The sequence below is a fragment of the Robbsia andropogonis genome (assembly GCF_000970345.1).
GTDB lineage: Bacteria > Pseudomonadota > Gammaproteobacteria > Burkholderiales > Burkholderiaceae > Robbsia > Robbsia andropogonis.
Map to the genome: position 1 here is coordinate 108,770 of NZ_LAQU01000009.1, position 19,043 is coordinate 127,812.

General features: G+C 60.1%; 17 protein-coding genes and 1 pseudogene. 5 read left to right on the forward strand and 13 right to left on the reverse strand.

Annotated elements, in window-relative coordinates; all coding sequences use genetic code 11:
* The first annotated feature begins 152 nt into the window (after positions 1-152).
* Entirely contained in the window at positions 153-887 is a 735-nt protein-coding gene (locus WM40_RS11060) for a hypothetical protein (RefSeq protein ID WP_024902219.1), read from the forward strand.
* A 307-nt stretch (positions 888-1,194) separates the two neighbouring features.
* The gene (locus WM40_RS11065; protein ID WP_024902218.1) at positions 1,195-1,974 is read left to right on the forward strand and encodes a BspC domain-containing protein; all 780 of its coding nucleotides are present in this window, start codon (positions 1,195-1,197) and stop codon (positions 1,972-1,974) included.
* A 142-nt stretch (positions 1,975-2,116) separates the two neighbouring features.
* On the opposite strand, the gene WM40_RS11070 is transcribed toward WM40_RS11065, so the two are convergent.
* Both WM40_RS11070 and yaaA read right to left on the reverse strand, forming a co-directional pair.
* Entirely contained in the window at positions 2,117-3,313 is a 1,197-nt protein-coding gene (locus WM40_RS11070; protein ID WP_046152877.1) for a M14 family metallopeptidase, read from the reverse strand.
* 15 nt (positions 3,314-3,328) lie between these two features.
* Entirely contained in the window at positions 3,329-4,111 is a 783-nt protein-coding gene (gene yaaA, locus WM40_RS11075; protein WP_024902216.1) for a peroxide stress protein YaaA, read from the reverse strand.
* A 158-nt stretch (positions 4,112-4,269) separates the two neighbouring features.
* On the opposite strand from yaaA, the gene WM40_RS11080 reads away from it, so the two are divergent.
* The 3 genes from WM40_RS11080 to WM40_RS11090 all read left to right on the forward strand — a co-directional run bounded on the left by WM40_RS11080 (position 4,270) and on the right by WM40_RS11090 (position 7,097).
* Positions 4,270-4,734 carry a putative toxin-antitoxin system toxin component, PIN family gene (locus tag WM40_RS11080; protein WP_046152910.1) on the forward strand — a complete coding sequence of 155 codons (465 nt, stop codon included), beginning with the start codon at positions 4,270-4,272 and terminating at the stop codon, positions 4,732-4,734.
* Positions 4,735-4,897: 163 nt separating this feature from the next.
* Entirely contained in the window at positions 4,898-6,070 is a 1,173-nt protein-coding gene (locus tag WM40_RS11085; RefSeq protein ID WP_024902214.1) for a pyridoxal phosphate-dependent aminotransferase, read from the forward strand.
* 148 nt (positions 6,071-6,218) lie between these two features.
* Positions 6,219-7,097, forward strand: coding sequence for a dioxygenase family protein (locus WM40_RS11090; protein WP_201779135.1), 879 nt, complete (start codon positions 6,219-6,221; stop codon positions 7,095-7,097).
* Here the strand turns inward: WM40_RS11090 and WM40_RS11095 are convergent.
* From WM40_RS11095 to nuoG, 11 genes and pseudogenes are all read right to left on the reverse strand, one after another.
* The gene (locus WM40_RS11095; protein WP_046152911.1) at positions 7,063-7,638 is read right to left on the reverse strand and encodes a DUF1178 family protein; all 576 of its coding nucleotides are present in this window, start codon (positions 7,636-7,638) and stop codon (positions 7,063-7,065) included. The genes WM40_RS11090 and WM40_RS11095 overlap by 35 nt on opposite strands.
* Before the next feature lie 106 nt (positions 7,639-7,744).
* Entirely contained in the window at positions 7,745-8,368 is a 624-nt protein-coding gene (locus WM40_RS11100) for an NUDIX domain-containing protein (RefSeq protein WP_024902211.1), read from the reverse strand.
* 32 nt (positions 8,369-8,400) lie between these two features.
* Positions 8,401-8,709, reverse strand: coding sequence for a DUF2818 family protein (locus WM40_RS11105; RefSeq protein WP_024902210.1), 309 nt, complete (start codon positions 8,707-8,709; stop codon positions 8,401-8,403).
* A 6-nt stretch (positions 8,710-8,715) separates the two neighbouring features.
* On the reverse strand, positions 8,716-10,191 hold the full coding sequence (gene nuoN, locus WM40_RS11110) for an NADH-quinone oxidoreductase subunit NuoN (protein ID WP_036007839.1): 1,476 nt from the start codon (positions 10,189-10,191) through the stop codon (positions 8,716-8,718).
* 36 nt (positions 10,192-10,227) lie between these two features.
* Positions 10,228-11,706, reverse strand: a complete 1,479-nt coding sequence (locus WM40_RS11115; RefSeq protein ID WP_024902208.1) for an NADH-quinone oxidoreductase subunit M — start codon at positions 11,704-11,706, stop codon at positions 10,228-10,230.
* Positions 11,707-11,720: 14 nt separating this feature from the next.
* Positions 11,721-13,769 (reverse strand): NADH-quinone oxidoreductase subunit L, encoded by a 2,049-nt coding sequence (gene nuoL, locus WM40_RS11120; protein ID WP_046152879.1) that lies wholly within the window; start codon positions 13,767-13,769, stop codon positions 11,721-11,723.
* Between the two features lie 97 nt (positions 13,770-13,866).
* Positions 13,867-14,175: an NADH-quinone oxidoreductase subunit NuoK gene (gene nuoK, locus WM40_RS11125; RefSeq protein ID WP_024902206.1), complete on the reverse strand. Its 309-nt coding sequence runs from the start codon at positions 14,173-14,175 to the stop codon at positions 13,867-13,869.
* Positions 14,176-14,398: 223 nt separating this feature from the next.
* A pseudogene (locus tag WM40_RS11130) lies at positions 14,399-15,043 on the reverse strand (NADH-quinone oxidoreductase subunit J); the annotation flags it as partial.
* A gap of 72 nt (positions 15,044-15,115) precedes the next feature.
* Complete coding sequence (nuoI, locus tag WM40_RS11135; protein WP_024902204.1) at positions 15,116-15,604, reverse strand: NADH-quinone oxidoreductase subunit NuoI; 489 nt, start codon at positions 15,602-15,604, stop codon at positions 15,116-15,118.
* Positions 15,605-15,608: 4 nt separating this feature from the next.
* The gene (gene nuoH, locus WM40_RS11140; RefSeq protein WP_024902203.1) at positions 15,609-16,673 is read right to left on the reverse strand and encodes an NADH-quinone oxidoreductase subunit NuoH; all 1,065 of its coding nucleotides are present in this window, start codon (positions 16,671-16,673) and stop codon (positions 15,609-15,611) included.
* Positions 16,674-19,040, reverse strand: a complete 2,367-nt coding sequence (nuoG, locus tag WM40_RS11145; RefSeq protein ID WP_024902202.1) for an NADH-quinone oxidoreductase subunit NuoG — start codon at positions 19,038-19,040, stop codon at positions 16,674-16,676.
* Positions 19,041-19,043: the final 3 nt, after the last annotated feature.

Consider the following 19,043-nt stretch of genomic DNA (forward strand, 5'->3'; position numbering starts at 1 on the left):
ATCGGAACGGATTTTGCACGCCTCCGTCACGGCTATCCAGGCTCCGTATGGCGGGAATCGCCGGCGTCGCGACGCGGGATTTTGACAACAGTCCGCGCGGCAATGCCGTGCCGCGCTACCACTGTTGCGTCGCAGCGGGTAAGATTTAGCGCATGGGCTTCCTTTACTCACCCTTACCGTTGTGGGCATCGATAGGCGGATGGATCGTCGCCATGGTGGTGCTCGCAGCGGCGGTGGTGCGGAAGACACCATTCCCGCATCTTCAGCACGCGGGCAGAAGCCGGGCTGGCCGGCTGCGCGCTTCGTTCAGTACCCCGTTCGCGAAACTCAACACCGACGGGCTGCAGCACCTCTGGCTGTCGTGCGTCGTAACGCTATCGGTGCTGTGGACTTTCGATATCTGGTCGCAATACGGTCCCGTGTTCCACTTGCTGGGTGCGACCTTGATGGTCACGCTGTTCGGCTGGGCGTTGGCGCTGATTGGGACAAGTATCGTCGTGTTGCTGGTTGCCGTGATGCTGAGTACGCCGTTGGACGGCATCGGGCTCACATTACTGGCGTTCAGTGTCGTCCCGGTACTCGTGTCCGCCTTCGTCGAGAACATCCTTACCCGGTACTTCCCGAATAAGCGTGCTCCTTTCGTGCTAGGGCACGGCGTCCTGACGCCAGTACTGGCGGTGACCGCATCGTCATCGACGGTCCTTCTCGGTCATGTCGGGTTACTCGGGGTCGCCTGGCGCTGGATCGATCCATCCTTCGTGATGGTGACGTCGATTCAGGCGTGCGGGGAGGCGATGTTCACCTGCGCGATGACAGCGATCATAGCGGTCTACAAACCTGCCTGGATGACCACGTTCGACAAGCGACTCAATCGTATCGATCAGTAAGCGGCAATACCCCTCTCCTGGTCCCCACGACAATCCGCGCACGCGCGAAATCAGGTCACCATCTCAAACGGTACCGCGCCAATTGGGCAGAGCTGAGACGATTTATCCGTATAATCATTCAGCGTTGCGCGCGTGTCTGGTACGAGCTGTGTGCGACTCGCCCCGTCGAAAGATGGCGGCGAGACGTTTCCGCTCTCGCCATTGCCGTGAAGCCCTGGCAGAAGTGAACGCTTCCGCGCGCATCGACTCTTATTTGTTCCGAAAGATCGCGATCTGGTCTCGGACTTCCTAGTTTTTCGTTAGCAAGATGCCGCAATCCGATTCGTATTCCCGTTGGTACGCCCGTGCCTTGGCGTGGTTGGGTGCCATTCCCGACCGTGCCCTTCGCGCCCTCCCATCGTCCGCGTCTTTCTCGTCTCCTGCCGGATTGACGGTCGTTCGATTCGGACCAACCCGCCTCAGGGCAGGCGCCCTGGCGACGCTGTTGCCCCTCACGATAGCCCACGCCGATCCGATCCTGGACCACGACGTCATGGTCCAGCAATTGATCGAACAGCAACACGCCAATCCATTGGTGGCCGATTGCGCCGCGCATGCCGCCTTTGTCGTGCCAACATCGCATTTGTACGACCACGTGGAATTCTTGCCGGCCGAGCTGGACGATCAGCATGCCAGCATCGAGGCGTGGAACCAGCCGTTCGATGACCGTAAGCAGCGCGTAAACGTCGAAACATTGGTACGCGTCAGCGGGCTCGGCTACCGCAAAAACGCGGGCGAAGCGGGCCAACCCGACCTGCTGCACTTCCGTTGCGGGTATGTCCAGGACAAATTGCTGGCGTTCGGCTATAACGAGCCCGAGCAAGCGAGTCCGCCTGCGGGTGCGCCCGTATCGCGAAGCCGCGGCACCCGGAATCGCGCGTCGTCCTCACGCCACGCTACCCGTGGCAAGGCGGCGCACGCGACCAGCCGGCGTGGCACGACGACGAAGACGCGTTCGTCCGCGAAGTCCACGGCAAAATCGGGCGCCAAGGCTCCGGCAAAATCCTCGAAGGCGAAAAACACCGGCAAATCGCGCACGGCGCAGTGATGATGTCAGGCCTCCGCGGAATGGGGGGCCGCGACCACCCAGTCTCGAATCACATGGCGCGACGGCATCGGGGGCGGAATGATCTGTCCGCGCGCCGCCACGCGGCACGCTCGGACTGTGCTGATCTGACGCGCCCCATCGCTCAGTCGCCGAGTTGCCGCAAGATGGCAAGACACATCGCGGCACCCAACGCCATGCTGCGCGCACCGTTCCAGCCATGCACCGGATCGGGTAGATCGGCATTGTCCTTGAACGGCATCTCCAACGTCAGTGACAGGCAACGATACCGATTGCCAATGTATTTGGATGCAAGCGTCAATGCGTCCGCGTTGTAATGGCCGGCTTCGTAGCCATGGACATTCTGGAAGTCAGGGCTGACCGCCTTGAAACGCGCAATGAATGCATCCTGCTCCGCACGCTGTGCGTCGCTGAAGTCAGGCAACATCTCGCTGCCCGCGACGAAATTCCACGGCAGCGCCTCATCACCGTGGATATCGAAAAACATCGAGATACCACTTGCGGCAATCGCATCACGCACCGCCAGCACTTCCGGGCTGCGCGCCGCACTAGGTTGCATCCACTCGCGATTCAGATTCGCGCCGCACGCATTCGTGCGAAGGTTGCCCAGCGCTGCGCCGTCCGGATTCATATTCGGGACGATATGAAACGTCGCGCGCTCACGCAACTGACGGCCCACCGGATCGCCCGCCCACTCGCCCAGCCCCAGCAGCCGTCGTAGAAATCCCTCGACAAACCACTCCGCCATGGTCTCTCCCGGGTGTTGCCGGGCAATCATCCAGATCGGCGCCCGCACGGCGGTTGCCGTCGCGTCCGCGCCGCGTGCATCACGCACATCACCTGGGCTCCCGGCGTCGGCGGTTTCCACACGCACGCAGGTCAATGGCCGCCCCTGCAACGTCATGCCGAGATCCGTGCAACGCGCATGACCACTAGCCGCGACTTCGCCAAGGAACGCATGGTGTCGCGCTTCGCCATACGGTTCGAAATAGGCGAACCAGACCGTATCCGATGGTGACGTATAGTGCCATTGCAGCACCTGGCCATCGTACCGCGTGTCCACAACACGAAACCAGTTCACGCTGTCGTGACTGGCTACAACACGATAATCACGCCATCCATCCGGATAGGCCGCTTCGGATGCGTTTTCGAACGTGTAGCGGCACGCCTTGCCCAACACGCCGTTCACGCGAAAATGGAACCATTGCGCGAAGGCGCTGGCGTTATCAGGGCGCAGTCGCAGGCGGACATCGTCCGGCCGGCTCGCGTCGACCACGTCGACCGCACCGCTATCGAACCGGCTATTGATACTGATTGTCATCGTCTCTTCCTGGTCTCAGTCTGCTTGCCGACGGCGGAACACCCAACTGTCCTTGCCGGACACCTCTGGTGCGAAGGCATAGCCATCCAGGTCGAATCCCTTCAGGCCTTCCACGCTGTCGATCCGCTGCGTGGTCACGAAGCGCGTCATCAATCCACGCGCGCGCTTCGCATAAAAACTGATGATCTTGTAGCGGCCCCCCTTCCAATCCTCGAACACCGGCGTGACAACCGGAACAGCCAACTTGCCGCGTTTGACCGATTTGAAATACTCTTCCGATGCCAGATTGACCAGCACGCGCTCGCCGCCCTTCTGCTGCTCGAACGCCGCGTTCAATGCATCCGCCAGCTTGCCATCCCAGAAAGCGTACAGGTCGCGCCCTCGCGGATTCACCAACTTCGACCCCATCTCCAACCGGTACGGCAGGATCAGATCGAGGGGGCGCAGCAGGCCGTACAGACCAGAAAGAATCCGGACGTGCTGCTGCGCAAACGCCAGATCGTCGCCGTGCAACGATTTCGCGTCGAGTCCCTCGTAAACATCGCCATTGAACGCCAGTACCGCCTGCTTCGCCGTGGTCTCGTCGAACGTCGGCTGCCAACTGGCAAAACGCGCGTGGTTCAGGTGCGCAAGCGGGTCCGAGATGCTCATCAAGCTGGCGATTTGCGCCGGGGAAAGCGTACGTAATGTCTTGATCAGCTCAGCCGATTCCTTAAGAAAGGCGGGTTGCGTATGGGTGCGCACATGCGCTGGCGTGTCGAAGTCGAGCGACTTCGCGGGGGACAAAACGATTATCATGTGGGGCAGAAAGACGCATGAAAGACTGACAAAAGGACCGCCAGACGCGGAGAGCAAACGTGATTGTAACCGGCCCCGCCGACAACAATAATCCCGGCACGCACCACGCCAAGGAAGATACGACCGGGCGCACCGCACGGTGCGGGCCAACCACGCCGATCATCCTCGATTCGAACGTGTGGATCGACCTGCACGTTTTCGCCGATCCTGACGTCGAACCGATCCGCCAGGCGTTGCGTGCCGGCACCCTGCACGCCGTCATCGACGACGCCTGCCTCCGGGAGCTGGCGCGCGTGTTGTTGTATCCCCAATTCGTACCCTACGCCGTTGATGATGCGAAAGCGCTAGCGCAAACTCGGGCCTGGACGCATCACGTCACACCAATCGTCCCCGAGGAAGCCGGCCCGACCACCGGCGCCGCACTGCCACTGCAGCCGGTGCTACCGCGCTGCAGCGATCGGGACGACCAGAAATTCCTAGCGCTCGCGGCGTCAACCGGGGCACGCTGGTTGGTGACGAAGGACAAGGCGTTGCTGAAATTGCATCGCCGGATGCTGCGCGATTTTGGATGTCACGTCGTATTGCCCACCGTGTTCACCGCGCAAGCGCTCGGCGTCACTTGACCGGACACACGGCGCGCCTACCATCGAGACGCGATTCATCTCCTCGAGCAGCCGAAACAACGGCCAAAATCCATGTTTGCGAGGCAGAACCTCTAAAATACACCTGTCATCCCGCCATCCGGCGGGACCTTGCTTCTTTTTGCTTTCTAAAACCTTACGCTTTATGACCTCGGCCGCCCTCGCTCATCACACGCCATCCTTTCCGTCAAAGTTGCCGAAGGTAGGCACGACCATCTTTACGGTGATGTCCGCGCTTGCCGCGGAAAAAAAAGCGATCAACCTTGGGCAGGGTTTTCCGGACTTCGATTGCGATCCGGCATTGATCGACGCGGTATCGCAAGCCATGCGCGATGGGCACAATCAGTATCCGCCGATGGCTGGCTGGCCGGCGTTGCGCGAAGCGATCGCCAACAAAGTGGATGCCGTCTATGGTCGCAGCTATCACACCACCAATGAGATTACCGTAACATCCGGCGCGACCCAGGCCTTGCTGTCCGCCATCCTGTGTGCCGTGCAACCGGGCGACGAGGTAATCGTCATCGAGCCAAGTTACGACAGCTACGTACCGGCGATCGAACTGGCGGGCGGTAAACCGGTGCGGGTCCCGCTTTCCGCTCCGGACTATATGTTGAATTTCGATGCGATCCAGGCCGCGCTGACGCATCGGACGCGGATGCTTATCATCAATACCCCGCACAATCCCACCGGTCGGACGTGGAAACAAGAAGACATCGAGAAACTGGCGGAGATTCTGCATGGCACCAATGTCTTGGTGCTGTCCGATGAGGTGTATGAACACATGGTGTTCGATGGCCAGTCGCATGCCAGCATCGCCCGGCATCCGGCGCTGGCCGCGCGCAGCTTCATCGTATCGAGTTTTGGGAAGACGTTCCACGTTACCGGCTGGAAGCTCGGTTATGTACTAGCGCCCGCGCCGTTGACGGCGGAATTCCGCAAGGTCCACCAGTTCAACGTCTTTACCGCCAATACACCGATGCAAGCCGGTATCGCGTCGTATATGCAAGATCCATCGACATACGCGAACCTCGCGCAGTTCTACCAGAGCAAGCGCGATCTTTTCCGAGACGGGCTTGCGCAGACACGCTTCACGGTGTTGCCGTGCGAAGGCACGTTTTTCCAATGCGTCGATTACACCGCGATCAGCGACTTGAATGAAGTCGACTTCTGCCGATGGTTGATCAACGAGGCGGGCGTGGCCGCGATCCCCATGTCGGCGTTCTATCAAAACAACCAGGAATCCGGCGTTGTGCGTTTTTGTTTTGCCAAGAAAGACGACACGCTTCGTGACGCCATCGGTCGACTCTCCCGGTTATAACAACGCTGAAATCGCATGATTGGCACGATTACCGAGACAATCCATTCCTTTTTGCCTCATTTATCAATGCTCGACGGGCTCATACAGTAGAGCCTGAGCGATCAATCGATCCCGAGACCGTCGCGCGCGACATGGAGCAAACCCGATCATGCGTTCCCCATCCTCCACGGCGACCCGCTCGCGAATGCCGGCGATGTTCATCTCTCACGGCGCTCCCACGTTCGCCCTGGAACCTGGCGTCGCCGGCCCGCGCCTGGCTGCGCTAGGCAGTGCCCAATTGCATCAGGGCGCCATGTCCGGCCTTCATGCCATTCTTGTCGTATCCGCGCACTGGCTGACGCGAGGGGGCGTTGCCGTTGCCGGAACCCGCGCACCGGAGACCATACATGATTTCGGTGGCTTTCCGCGCGCGTTATACGAACTGCGCTATCCGGCACCGGGCGCACCGGACGCCGCGGCATTAGCAATGAACGCGCTGGAGTCGGCGGGCGTGCACGCGTGGATCGACCCGGACCGCGGCCTCGATCACGGCGCCTGGGTGCCGCTGCGGCATATGGTGCCAGACGCGAATATCCCCGTTTTCCAGGTGTCGCTGCCATGGCCCGCGACGCCGGCCGAGGCATTTGCGTTAGGTCGCGCGCTAGCGCCGCTGCGTGAGCAGGGAATTGCGATCATGGCGTCCGGCAGCCTGACTCACAATCTCGGTGATATTCGACGGGAAGCAGATGCCGATGCCGCCTATGCCACGGCATTCTCAGACTGGATCCGTGCCGCGGTGGTACGCAGCGACGTGCCCGCCCTACTCGATTACCGCGTCTTGGCACCCTATGCCGAGCGGGCACATCCAACTGACGACCACTTGCTGCCGCTGCACGTAGCGCTCGGTGCGGCCAACGTAGACGGTTCACCCGCGCCCGACGTGATCACCTGCATCGAGGGGGGGATAAGCTACGGCGTACTGTCCATGGACGCCTTCTTATTCGCGCAACCCGCTACTGTAGCGTCTCTTTCGCCGAGTCCGGTATAGGCAGCGGCAATACGTCGATGCCTTCGTCGGCGAGTTCAGCGACCTGCTCGGCGGTTGCATGACCACGGATCGCACGTGCCGGCGCTTCTTGATAATGTATCTTGCGCGCCTCGTCGGCAAAGGCTGCGCCAACATTCTCGGTCTGGCGAATCACCTCGCGCGCCATTTTCAGCCACGCTGCCTGCAATGCGTCGGCCATCCTGGCCTCTGGCGTGCTGTCGTCGATACGCTGACCGCTTGCTCGCCGACCCGCCACCGTCCCCGCGCCCTGCTCGGCAGCCGCGCGAGCGTCACCGTCGACAGCGGCGTGGCGACCGGAACCATGGGGTTGCGTAACCGCCGCCCGCGCCTGCATCGCACCGGGATCACGCAGCGATGAAACGTTCAAATGCGGCGCCGACGGCAACCGCTGCACCACGGGGGAGCCACACATCGGGCATTGCACGAGGCCTTGCTCGCGCTGCGTATCATAGGCGGCAGCGGAGCCAAACCACCCTTCAAAGCGATGCTCGTGCTCACACTGCAAATCGAAAACTTTCATGCTGTAACGAAACTCATCTGAGCCGGCACACGGCATTGTTTCCGGCGAGGCAATGCCTCTCACATCGCAAGGACACCTTCAACCCACAGTGTGCGCCCAGATCGCGCTAAGCAGACAAAGGCCATGCGCCAGACAGGATCTTTTCAAGCCAGAACGTGCCAATGATCGTCTTGACATCGCTGATTTCACCGCGCCGCACGGCTTCCATCATGCGTGCCGGAGATACAATCTCGAGTTCGAGGAATTCACCGTCGTCGAGCTGCTGCTGGCCAGGTGTCAAACCGCGCGCCAGGTAAAGATCGATGAATTCGGTCGAATAGGAAATGACCGGATTGATGCGAGTCAGAAACGTCATCTGGCTCGCACTATAGCCCGTTTCTTCCAGCAACTCACGATGTGCGCAAACAACAGGGTCTTCGCCAGGATCCAGCTTCCCGGCCGGAAACTCCGTCAGTACCTTGCCGAGTGGATAGCGGAACTGCTTCTCCACCAACACGGTACCGTCGTCGAACAGCGGCAAGATCATCACTGCCCCGGAATGCTGAACGTATTCGCGCGTAGCGATCTTGCCATCGGGCAAACGTACACTGTCGCATTTTACCGTCAGGAAGACCCCCTGATGCACCAATGTGCTCGACTCACAATGCTCGCGCAGCCGTTGATCGGCCTGCTTTGCCGCGTCGGTATCAGGGGAAAGCGAATCAGGAGAATCGGTGAAATGGAGGGTCATCGGAAGTCTGAATATCGGAAGGAGTTTTCAGCCTACACGCGATATTTGACCAGATAACGTGCAGTGAAGCCGGGGAAGGCAAAAACCACAAACAAACTGAAGGTCACCGCGTAGAACTGCCAGCCCTGGTCGAAAGCATTACCGGCACGCGCCTCCAGCAGATGACCGAACACGCCAACAAGGAGATACGCGGCAAGCAATTCGCCCAGGCGGATCCAGGCGCTTTTGGCTTTGCCCGGCTTCAACGGCAAGGGAATGACCGCAAACAGGCGCTGGTTGGCGAACGGCAGGTTCGCGAAAAACACGGCAACCAAAACGATAAACCACCCTGCTGCGGACATGTTTTCCTACGCTCCGAAAATTTGATGCATTGCGTGCAGACAGACGTTCAGCAATGGGCCTGGGATGATCCCAAGCGCCAGTACCGCGAGGCCGTTCAGCGTCAAGACCACCCGCGCCACGGTGTGCGTCTCGACCGGCGTTTCATCCAGCGGCGTATCGAAATACATCACTTTGACAATCCGCAGGTAGTAAAACGCCCCGACCAACGAGGACAGCACGCCCAGGATCGAAAGCCAGACCATGCCTGCGTTGACCACTGTGCTCAAGACGGAGAGTTTCGCATAAAAACCGGCGGTAGGCGGAATCCCGGCCAACGAGAACATCAAAACCAACATCACGAACGCGGTCCAGGGGTTACGCTGGTTCAGCCCCTTCAGATCGTCGATATTCTCCGCTTCCACACCGCGGCGCGACAAAATCAACAGGATACCGAAGACCGCGATCGTGGTGATCAGGTAAACAATGCTGTAGAACATCGCCGAACCATACGCGCTCGCCGCTTCGTCGGCATTGCCGTTGACCACGCCACCGATCAGCCCGAGCAGCACGAAACCCTGGTTTGAAATCGCCGAATAGGCCAGCAGCCGCTTGATATTCGTCTGCACCAACCCCATCACGTTACCGATGATCAGCGAAAGGGCGGCGACAATCGTCAGCATTTGCTGCCAGTCCGTCGCCAGCGGAAGCATGCCGTCGATCAACAAGCGGAAACCAAAGGCGAATGCCGCGACCTTCGGGCCCGCCGCCACCAGCAGTGTCATCGCCGTGGGCGAGCCCTGGTAGACGTCCGGCACCCACATATGGAACGGCGCGGTACCAAGCTTGAACGTCACGCCAACAACCACGAACACGACACCGAACAACAACACGGTATTCGGCACCCGGCCGGACGCCAGCGTACGCGAGATCTCTCCCAGGTCCAAGGACGATGTCGCGCCATACATCATCGAGATACCGTACAACGTGAAACCGGAAGCCAAGGCACCGAGTACGTAGTACTTCATCGATGCCTCGCCAGACGTGGCGTCATCCCGCCGCAGCGCGATCAACGCATACAGCGATAACGACATCATTTCCAGGCCGAGATACAGCGTCAGCATATTGTTGCCGCTGATCATCACGATCTGACCAAGTAGCGAGAACATGCCGAGCATGTACACGTTGCCATTGTCGAGATCGCGATCGACCAGATAACGCCGGGAGTACAACAGCGTCAAGGCGAAACCAAGACAGACGAACGCTTTCAACACGCTCGCCATCTGGTCGACGACATACATATCGGAGAAGAAGCGCCCCACCTGCGGCTGAGTCGCAATGGCCGCATACCAGACCGTTGCCGCCAACGACGAGAACAACGCGATGCCGTAGGTGATCCGGCGGCCGCCGGGCCCCGTGGTAAAGGCGTCGTTCAGCACCGTCAGCAGGGCTGCCACCAACAGCAGCGCCTCTGGCAGCAAGACAGTCATGTTCGCATTTTGCATAGCTATTCTTCGCTTCTGTCCTCTTTTGGACCTTCCCTACAACTTCGATTGACTGACGTGCGCGAGCAGATTCGCCACCGACTCATGCATCGCATCCGTGAACGGCTTCGGATACAGGCCCATCGCCAGCACCAGTATCGCCATCACGGTCATCAACCCCATTTCCCGACCGTTCAGATCCGTGAGCGCCGCCACTTGCTCGTTCGCCACCGGACCGAAATACACCCGCTTATACATCCACAACGTGTAGGCTGCGCCCAGAATCAGCGTGGTGGCTGCCAGACCGCCGACCCAGAAGTTGAAATGGACCGACGACAGGATCACCATGAACTCGCCGACAAAACCGGACGTACCGGGCAAGCCGACATTCGCCATGGAAAACAGTAAGGCGAACGCCGCAAAACGCGGCATCCGGTTCACCACACCGCCGTACGACGCAATCTCGCGCGTATGCATCCGGTCATACAACACGCCGATGGCCAGGAACATTGCCCCGGATACGAAGCCGTGCGAGATCATCTGCACGATCGCCCCTTCCACGCCCAACGGGTCGAAAATAAAGAAACCCAGCGTGACGAACCCCATATGGGCAATCGAAGAATACGCCACCAGCTTCTTCATGTCGGTCTGCACCAATGCCACCACACCGACATAGATCACCGCGATCAGCGACAACGCGATCATGACCGGTGCCAGCGTATGCGAGGCGTCCGGCGTTACCGGCATCGAGAACCGCAGGAAACCATAGGCACCCAGCTTGAGCATGATCGCCGCCAGCACCACCGACCCACCGGTAGGCGCTTCGACGTGCGCATCTGGCAGCCACGTGTGCACCGGCCACATCGGCACCTTCACCGCAAAGGCAAAGAAGAACGCGATGAACAGCAGGATCTGCTGCGTCATGCCGAGTGCCATCCCGTGCCATGCGGCAATCTCGAACGTATGCGACTCGCGATACAGATAGATCAGCGCAATCAGCATCAATAGTGAGCCGGCCAGCGTATACAGGAAGAACTTGAACGCCGCATACACCCTGTTCGGACCACCCCACACACCGATGATCAGGTACATCGGAATCAACGTGGCTTCGAAGAACACATAGAACAGCAGGCCGTCGGCCGCGGTAAAGACGCCGATCATCAAACCCGACAGCACGAGGAAGGCGCCCAGATATTGCGCCACCCGCGACGTGATCGACGTCCAACTGGCAATGATGACCACCACGGTGATAAACGCGGTCAACACGACGAACCACATGGAAATACCATCGACGCCAAGGTAATACGCCACCTTGTATCGATCGATCCAGTCCGCGTGCTCGACGAATTGCAACGCCGCGCTGCTGCGGTCAAAACCCCAGATCAACGGCAATGTCACCAGCAATCCCAGCACCGATCCACCCAGCGCCAGTCGTCGTGCAATGTGCGGATCGCGATTCGAGCCACGAACCAGAACAACGATGCCTGAAATGATCGGAACCCAGATCGCCAGGCTAAGTAACGGAAGTGTATGCATGAGGCGCCCTCCCGTTAATTGCCGCTCATCACCACGAACAACGTCAGCAGCGCGAGTACACCGAGGATCATCGCGAACGCGTAGTGATACACATATCCGGTCTGCATCGGGCGCAACGAGCGGGCAAGCCACCGCATCGCATTCGCACTGCCGTCCACCGCGCCGTCAATGACCGCCTGATCGCCTTCCTTGTACAACGCACGCCCGATCGCCACGAAGCCCTTGGCAAAGACGGTATCGTTGAACTTGTCGAAATAATACTTGTTATCAAGCACCGTGTAGACCGGCAGGAAGCGTTGCTTGATCGCCGCCGGAATGGCCGGCTGACGCAAGTAGAACCACCACGCGACGAGGACACCGGCCAACGCGAGCCAGACCGGCAGGCCCGTCACCGAATGCAGCGCCATGCCCACCCACCCATCGAAATGCGCGCCGAGGTCGGCCATGGCCGGGTGGTTCTCACCGATGAAAATAACCTTGTCGAATGCAACGCCTTGACCAAAGAATCGGCCATAGAGCAGCGGCGTGATCGCCAGCGCCCCAATGATAAGCGAAGGAATGGCCAGCAACACCAACGGCAACGTCACGACCCACGACGACTCATGCGGTGTATGTGCGCCATGCGCATGGGCGTCGCCATGACCGTGATCGCCATGGGCATGCGCCGACCCGTCGGTGTCGTGCGCCGCATGCGATGCGCGGAACCGCTCCTTGCCGTGGAACACCAGGAAGTACATCCGAAACGCGTACAGTGCCGTCACGAACACACTGGCCACCACCGCGAAATAAGCAAAGCCGCTACCCGGCAACGTCGATTCGCGTACCGCATCGATGATCGAGTCTTTTGAGTAAAAGCCGGAGAAAAACGGCGTACCGATCAATGCCAGTGAGCCCACCAGCGACGTGACCCAGGTGATGGGCATGTACTTGCGCAGACCACCCATGTTGCGCATGTCCTGATCGTGGTGCATGCCGATGATCACCGAGCCCGCCGCAAGGAACAGCAGCGCCTTGAAGAACGCGTGCGTCATCAGGTGGAAAATCGCGACCGGATAAGCCGATGCACCCAACGCGACCGTCATATAGCCCAGTTGCGACAACGTCGAATACGCCACAACCCGCTTGATGTCGTTTTGCACCAAGCCGAGGAAGCCCATGAACAAGGCCGTGATCGCCCCGATCACCAGGATGAACGACAGCGCGGTATCGGACAGTTCAAACAGCGGCGACATCCTGGCAACCATGAAGATCCCGGCGGTGACCATCGTCGCCGCATGGATCAGCGCGGAGATCGGCGTCGGGCCTTCCATCGAGTCAGGCAACCACACATGCAGCGGGAACTGCGCCGACTTCCCCATTGCGCCGATGAACAGGCAGATGCACGCCACGGTCAGCAACCCCCAGCTCGTGCCTGGGAACGTCAACGCCGCCAGTTGTTCACGATGCGCGAACACGTCGCCGTAGTTCAGTGAACCCGCATAGGCCAGCAATAACCCGATGCCGAGCAGAAAACCGAAGTCGCCCACGCGATTGACGAGAAACGCCTTCATATTCGCGTAGATCGCCGTCGGCCGCGTGTACCAGAAGCCAATCAGCAGGTAAGACACCAACCCCACCGCCTCCCAACCGAAGAACAGCTGCAGGAAGTTGTTGCTCATCACGAGCATCAACATCGCGAACGTGAACAACGAGATATAGGAGAAGAATCGCTGATACCCGTCGTCATCGGCCATGTAGCCAATGGTATAGATATGGACCATGAGCGAGACAAACGTCACCACGCACATCATCAGCGCGGTAAGCGTATCGACGAGGAAGCCGACTTCCAGCTTCAACGCGCCCACGCTCATCCATTCATACATCGTCCCGTTGAAGCTGGCACCCGCGATGACCTTCGAGAAGACGATCGCGGACAGCACGAACGAGATGCCCACGCCCAGGATCGTGATCGAGTGCGCGCCCACGCGGCCGATCTGTCGACCGAACAACCCGGCGACGATGGCCGCCAGCAGCGGTGCGAGCACGATCACCGACAAGATGGTTGGGCTTAATGTATTTGCCATGACGACACCTGCCTTTATCCCTGAATTCCGATGACATACGCGTGGCGCATGCCACCCGCGTACCGTTCCCTTCTCACTTCCCTCTTGCGTTTCATGCTTATCCCTTCAAGCGATCGAGGTCCTCGACATTGATGGTGTCGAGACGGCGGAACAACGCCACCAGGATCGCCAGGCCGATCGCCGCTTCCGCCGCGGCCACCGTCAGCACGAAAAACACGAAGACCTGACCGTTCGGATCGCCCAGATAACGGGAGAACGCGACGAAGTTCGTGTTGACCGCGAGCAGCATCAGCTCGATGGCCATCAAGATGATGATCACATTGCGTCGGTTCAACCAGATGCCGACGATCGCAATCGAAAACAGGATCGCGCCAAGGACAAGATAGTGCGCCAGGGTGAGGGTCATCGTTGTCTCCTCCGTGTTATGACTGCTTGTTGTTCGGTGCGTCTTTCGGTGGATTCTCGGGTGACGCGTGCGGGGGCGTCCGCGTCGCACCACCTGACGCATTGCCCGCCGCGCTCGCCGCGCCGCCGGTCGTCGTTGCCGCCGGGGCCGGACCGGACGGCGTCGCCGACGATGCGGGTGCGGTCGAGCCCGCCGCGGCACCCGCGGTCTGCGTCAAGCCGGCGCCGGCATTGCCTGGCGTTGCCGGGTCGGTCGAGGCATCAGGCGCATCGACGACAGCCGCCATCTTGACGATCCGAAGACGGTCCTTCGCCCGGACACGGACCTGCTGCGACGGGTCGTTGCGCTTGACGCCTTCGCGCTTGCGCATCGTCAACGCGGCGGCGGCGATGATAGCCACCAGCAGGATAAGTCCCGCGATTTCAAACGCAAAGATGTACTTCGTATAGAGCAGTCGGCCGATGACCACGGTATTCGGCACGCCAATATCCGCGGGGTTGCCATCCAGCGGCGTCGCGGTGCCGCCATAACCATGCCAGATGATCAGCGCCAGCTCCGCGACGATGATGACGCCGATAACGGTCGCCCACGGCACGAAGCGTCGGACGTCCTTGCGCAGTCCCTCGATGTTGATATCCAACATCATCACGACGAACAGGAACAGCACCATCACGGCGCCGACATAGACCAGGACCAGGACAATCGCCAGGAACTCGGCATGGAGCAGCATCCAGATCCCGGCGGCGTTGAAGAACGCCAGCACCAGGAAGAGCGCCGACTGCACCGCATTGGGCGCCGTGACCACGCGGAAGGCACTGCCTACCAACAGGATCGAAAAGAGATAAAACAGTACGGTCGTGAATGCCATGTTGTCTGCTTGCTGATCTTTCGTGTGCAGTGCCCAGGGAAGGCCTGCGTCGTGCGGTCAAGCCCCCACGTCTTAGCGATACGGTGCATCCGCCGCTTTCGCTGCGGCAATGTCCTTCTCGTATCGGTCGCCTACCGCCAACAACATCGGCTTCGTGAAATACAGGTCACCGCGCTTCTCACCGTGATACTCGAGAATCTGCGTCTCGACAATCGAATCCACCGGGCAACTCTCTTCGCAGAAACCACAGAAGATGCACTTGGTCAGGTCGATGTCATACCGTGTGGTTCGACGCGTATTGTCGGCCCGCGTTTCCGACTCGATCGTGATTGCCAGCGCCGGGCACACGGCCTCGCATAATTTGCAAGCAATACACCGTTCCTCGCCGTTTTCGTACCGTCGCAATGCATGCAGCCCCCGAAAACGCGGTGAAATCGGCGTTTTTTCCTCGGGAAACTGCACGGTGATCTTGCGCCGGAACGCATAACGCCCAGTCAGCGCCATGCCACGCAACAATTCAAGCAGCAGGAAACTACGGAAAAAATCTCTTATCGCATTCATCGCATCAATTCCAAATGTTCAGCGGCGACATGATCCAGCAGCCGGTCACGATGACCCAGATCAGGCACAGCGGCAGGAACACTTTCCAGCCCAGGCGCATGATCTGGTCATAACGGTAACGCGGAAAGGTGCCACGGACCCACACGAACACAGACAACAGCATGAATACCTTCAGCACGAGCCAGAACGCACCCGGAATGAATTCGAGAAAACCGAACGGTGCGTTCCAGCCACCAAGGAACATCGTGGCCGTCAGCGCGGAAATCACGATCATGTTCAGGTATTCGGCCAGGAAGAACAACGCGAAAACGATCCCCGAATATTCGACCATGTGACCGGCGACGATTTCCGATTCGCCTTCAACGACGTCAAACGGGTGGCGATTCGTTTCAGCCAGCCCCGAGATGAAGTAGACGATGAACATCGGCAACAACGGCAGCCAGTTCCACGAGAGGAAGTTCAGGCCATGCGACGCGAACCGGCCCTGAGTCTGCTGAGTGACGATGTCGCTCAGGTTCAACGAGCCCGTAACCATCAACACCGTGACCAGCGCCAGCCCCATCGACACTTCGTACGACACCATCTGCGCGGACGCGCGCATCGCGCCAAGGAACGCATATTTCGAATTCGAGGCCCATCCGGCGAGAATGACGCCGTAGACGCCAATCGACGAGATGGCCATGGCATACAGCAGGCCCGCGTTGATATTGCCCAGTACGGCGGCAGGCTGGAACGGAATCACGGCCCAGACGGCAAACGCCGGCATCACGACCATGATCGGGGCGAGCAGGTAGAGCCACGGCGTAGCCTGGGCCGGTGTGATCACTTCCTTCAGGATCAGCTTCAGCACGTCGGCAATCGTCTGGAACATCCCGCCCGGACCATTCCGGTTCGGACCCAGGCGCACGTGAATCCAGCCGATCAGCTTGCGCTCCCACAGCACCAGATAAGCCACACACAGCAACAGCACGACCGACAGCACGACGATGCGTACCAGCGCCCAGATCGTAGGCCATGCGACGCCGAATACCCCGAGTCCCGCCGTGTTGATCGTATCGAACAAGCTCATTTATGCCTTCTCCACCACCAATTCACCGAACAGGCTACCGAGCGCGGCGGATGCCGGCGTGGCTGCGGACACCCGAACGACCGTCTCGGCCAGCGCCGCATCGCGGAATGCCGGCAAGGTCACCGACAACCCGTCCTGCGTGACACGGACCGCATCACCCTGCTTCAGACCCAGCGTATCGAACAGCGCCGCCGGCAAGCCGGCCCGCACCGCCTGCTTCGCCGCCACGGTCAGGTGCAACGATGGCGCACGACGCACCAGCGGATCAGCATGGTAGATCGGCACATCGGCCAGCCGTTCGAAACGGCCCGGTACACGCGCAGAACGTCGTCCTTCTACGATTGGCGTTGATGTGGCGTTGTTCAGGCGGCTGGGAACGTCGATTTCGCCCAACGCCGCTTGACGCACCTGCTCGACATTGTCGTATTCGAAACCGGACATGCCGAACAGATTGCCCAAGACGCGCAACACTTTCCACCCGGGACGTGTCTCGCCCAATGGCGTGGTGACGCCGTTAAACGCCTGCACACGGCCTTCGCAGTTGACAAAGGCACCCGCGGTCTCCGTGAACGGCGCGATCGGCAACAACACATCGGCGTAGTCGGTTGCATGCTTGAACGCGGTCAGACTGACGACCAGGTCCGCGTTTCGCAATGCCGTGACAGCCTGCGCCGGGTTTGCGGTATCGAATTCAGGCTCGGTGTTCAGCAGCAGGTAGGCCTTGCGCGGTTGCGTGAACTGTTCGGCCGCGGCAAGTCCGCCCTCGCCCGGCAACAGGTCGACCAACTGTGCGCCCACCGTATTCGCCGCTTCGGTCAGGAAGCCGAACGCGGCACCGGCTTGTTCGGCAATCCAGGCAGCCAATGCGTGCAACTGCGTGAATGACGGGTGATGTACCGCGTCATTGCCAAGCAGCACGACGATCTTTTCGCCCGCCACGAACGACTCCGCCGCGCGCCGTGCTTCATCGCCAGGCGCTTCGGCGGCATCGCCCTGCACGAACGCCGCGGGCAAGTCGACCCCGCGCACCGACGCGACCGCGCGCGCGATCGATGACAATTCCGCAAGCCATTCGCTCGGCGCCGCCACGACCGCATGCGCGTTCTGAATCAGCGAATCGTCACTGCTGGCACCCAACAGCGCGATATGCGCCCCACCCCGCGCCGCCTGGCGCAAGCGCGCCGCGAGCAACGGCTGGTCGCGCCGCAGATGCGCGCCGATCACCAACGCACGGTCGACCAACGCAAGGTCCGCGATCGGCATGCCAAGCCAGCGTACCCCGCCACCATTCGCGCCGCCGCCCCGCACCTCGCCAGCGAAGTCGCTCTGACGCAGACGGTAGTCGACATTGGGCGTGCCAATGCCATTTGCCAGCGATTTCAACAGGAACAGTTCCTCGACGGTGCTATGCGGGCTACCCAGCATGCCGATGGCGTCCTTGCCATGCTGCGCGGCGATCTTGCCAAAACTGTCGACGACATAGTCAAGCGCCGTCTGCCAGTCGACCTGATGCCATTCGCCATTCTGGCGGATCATCGGCGACGTCAACCGGTCTTCACCGTTCAAGCCTTCGTAGGCAAAGCGGTCCTTGTCTGATATCCAGCATTCGTTGACCGCTTCGTTTTCCATTGGCAGCACGCGCTTGACCTTACCGTTCTTCATCTGAACGATCAGGTTCGCGCCGGTGCCGTCATGCGGGCTGACCGATTTGCGCCGCGTCAACTCCCAGGTTCGCGCACTGAAACGAAACGGCTTCGACGTCAACGCACCCACCGGGCAGAGGTCGATCATATTGCCCGACATTTCGGAGTCGACCGTTGCGCCCACGAATGTAGTGATCTCGGCGTGCTCGCCACGGCCCAACATGCCGAACTCCATCACGCCGGCAATTTCCTGGCCAAAGCGCACGCAGCGCGTACAGTGGATGCAGCGCGACATTTCTTCCATCGAGATCAGCGGCCCCACATTCTTGTGGAACACGACACGCTTTTCTTCCTGGTAGCGCGACGCGGACTTGCCATAGCCGACGGCCAGATCCTGCAACTGGCACTCGCCACCCTGATCACATATCGGGCAGTCCAGCGGGTGGTTGATCAGCAGGAACTCCATGACCGCCTGCTGACTCTTGATCGCCTTGTCCGATTTCGTCCGCACGATCATGCCAGACGAGACCGGCGTCGCGCAGGCGGGCACGGCCTTCGGCATCTTCTCGACTTCGACAAGACACATACGGCAGTTTGCCGCGATGGACAGCTTGCGGTGATAGCAGAAGTGCGGGATGTAGGTGTTGGCACGCTTCGCGGCCTCCATCACCATGCTGCCTTCCGGTACTTCTACGGTCTTTCCGTCGATTTCAACTTCAACCATGGC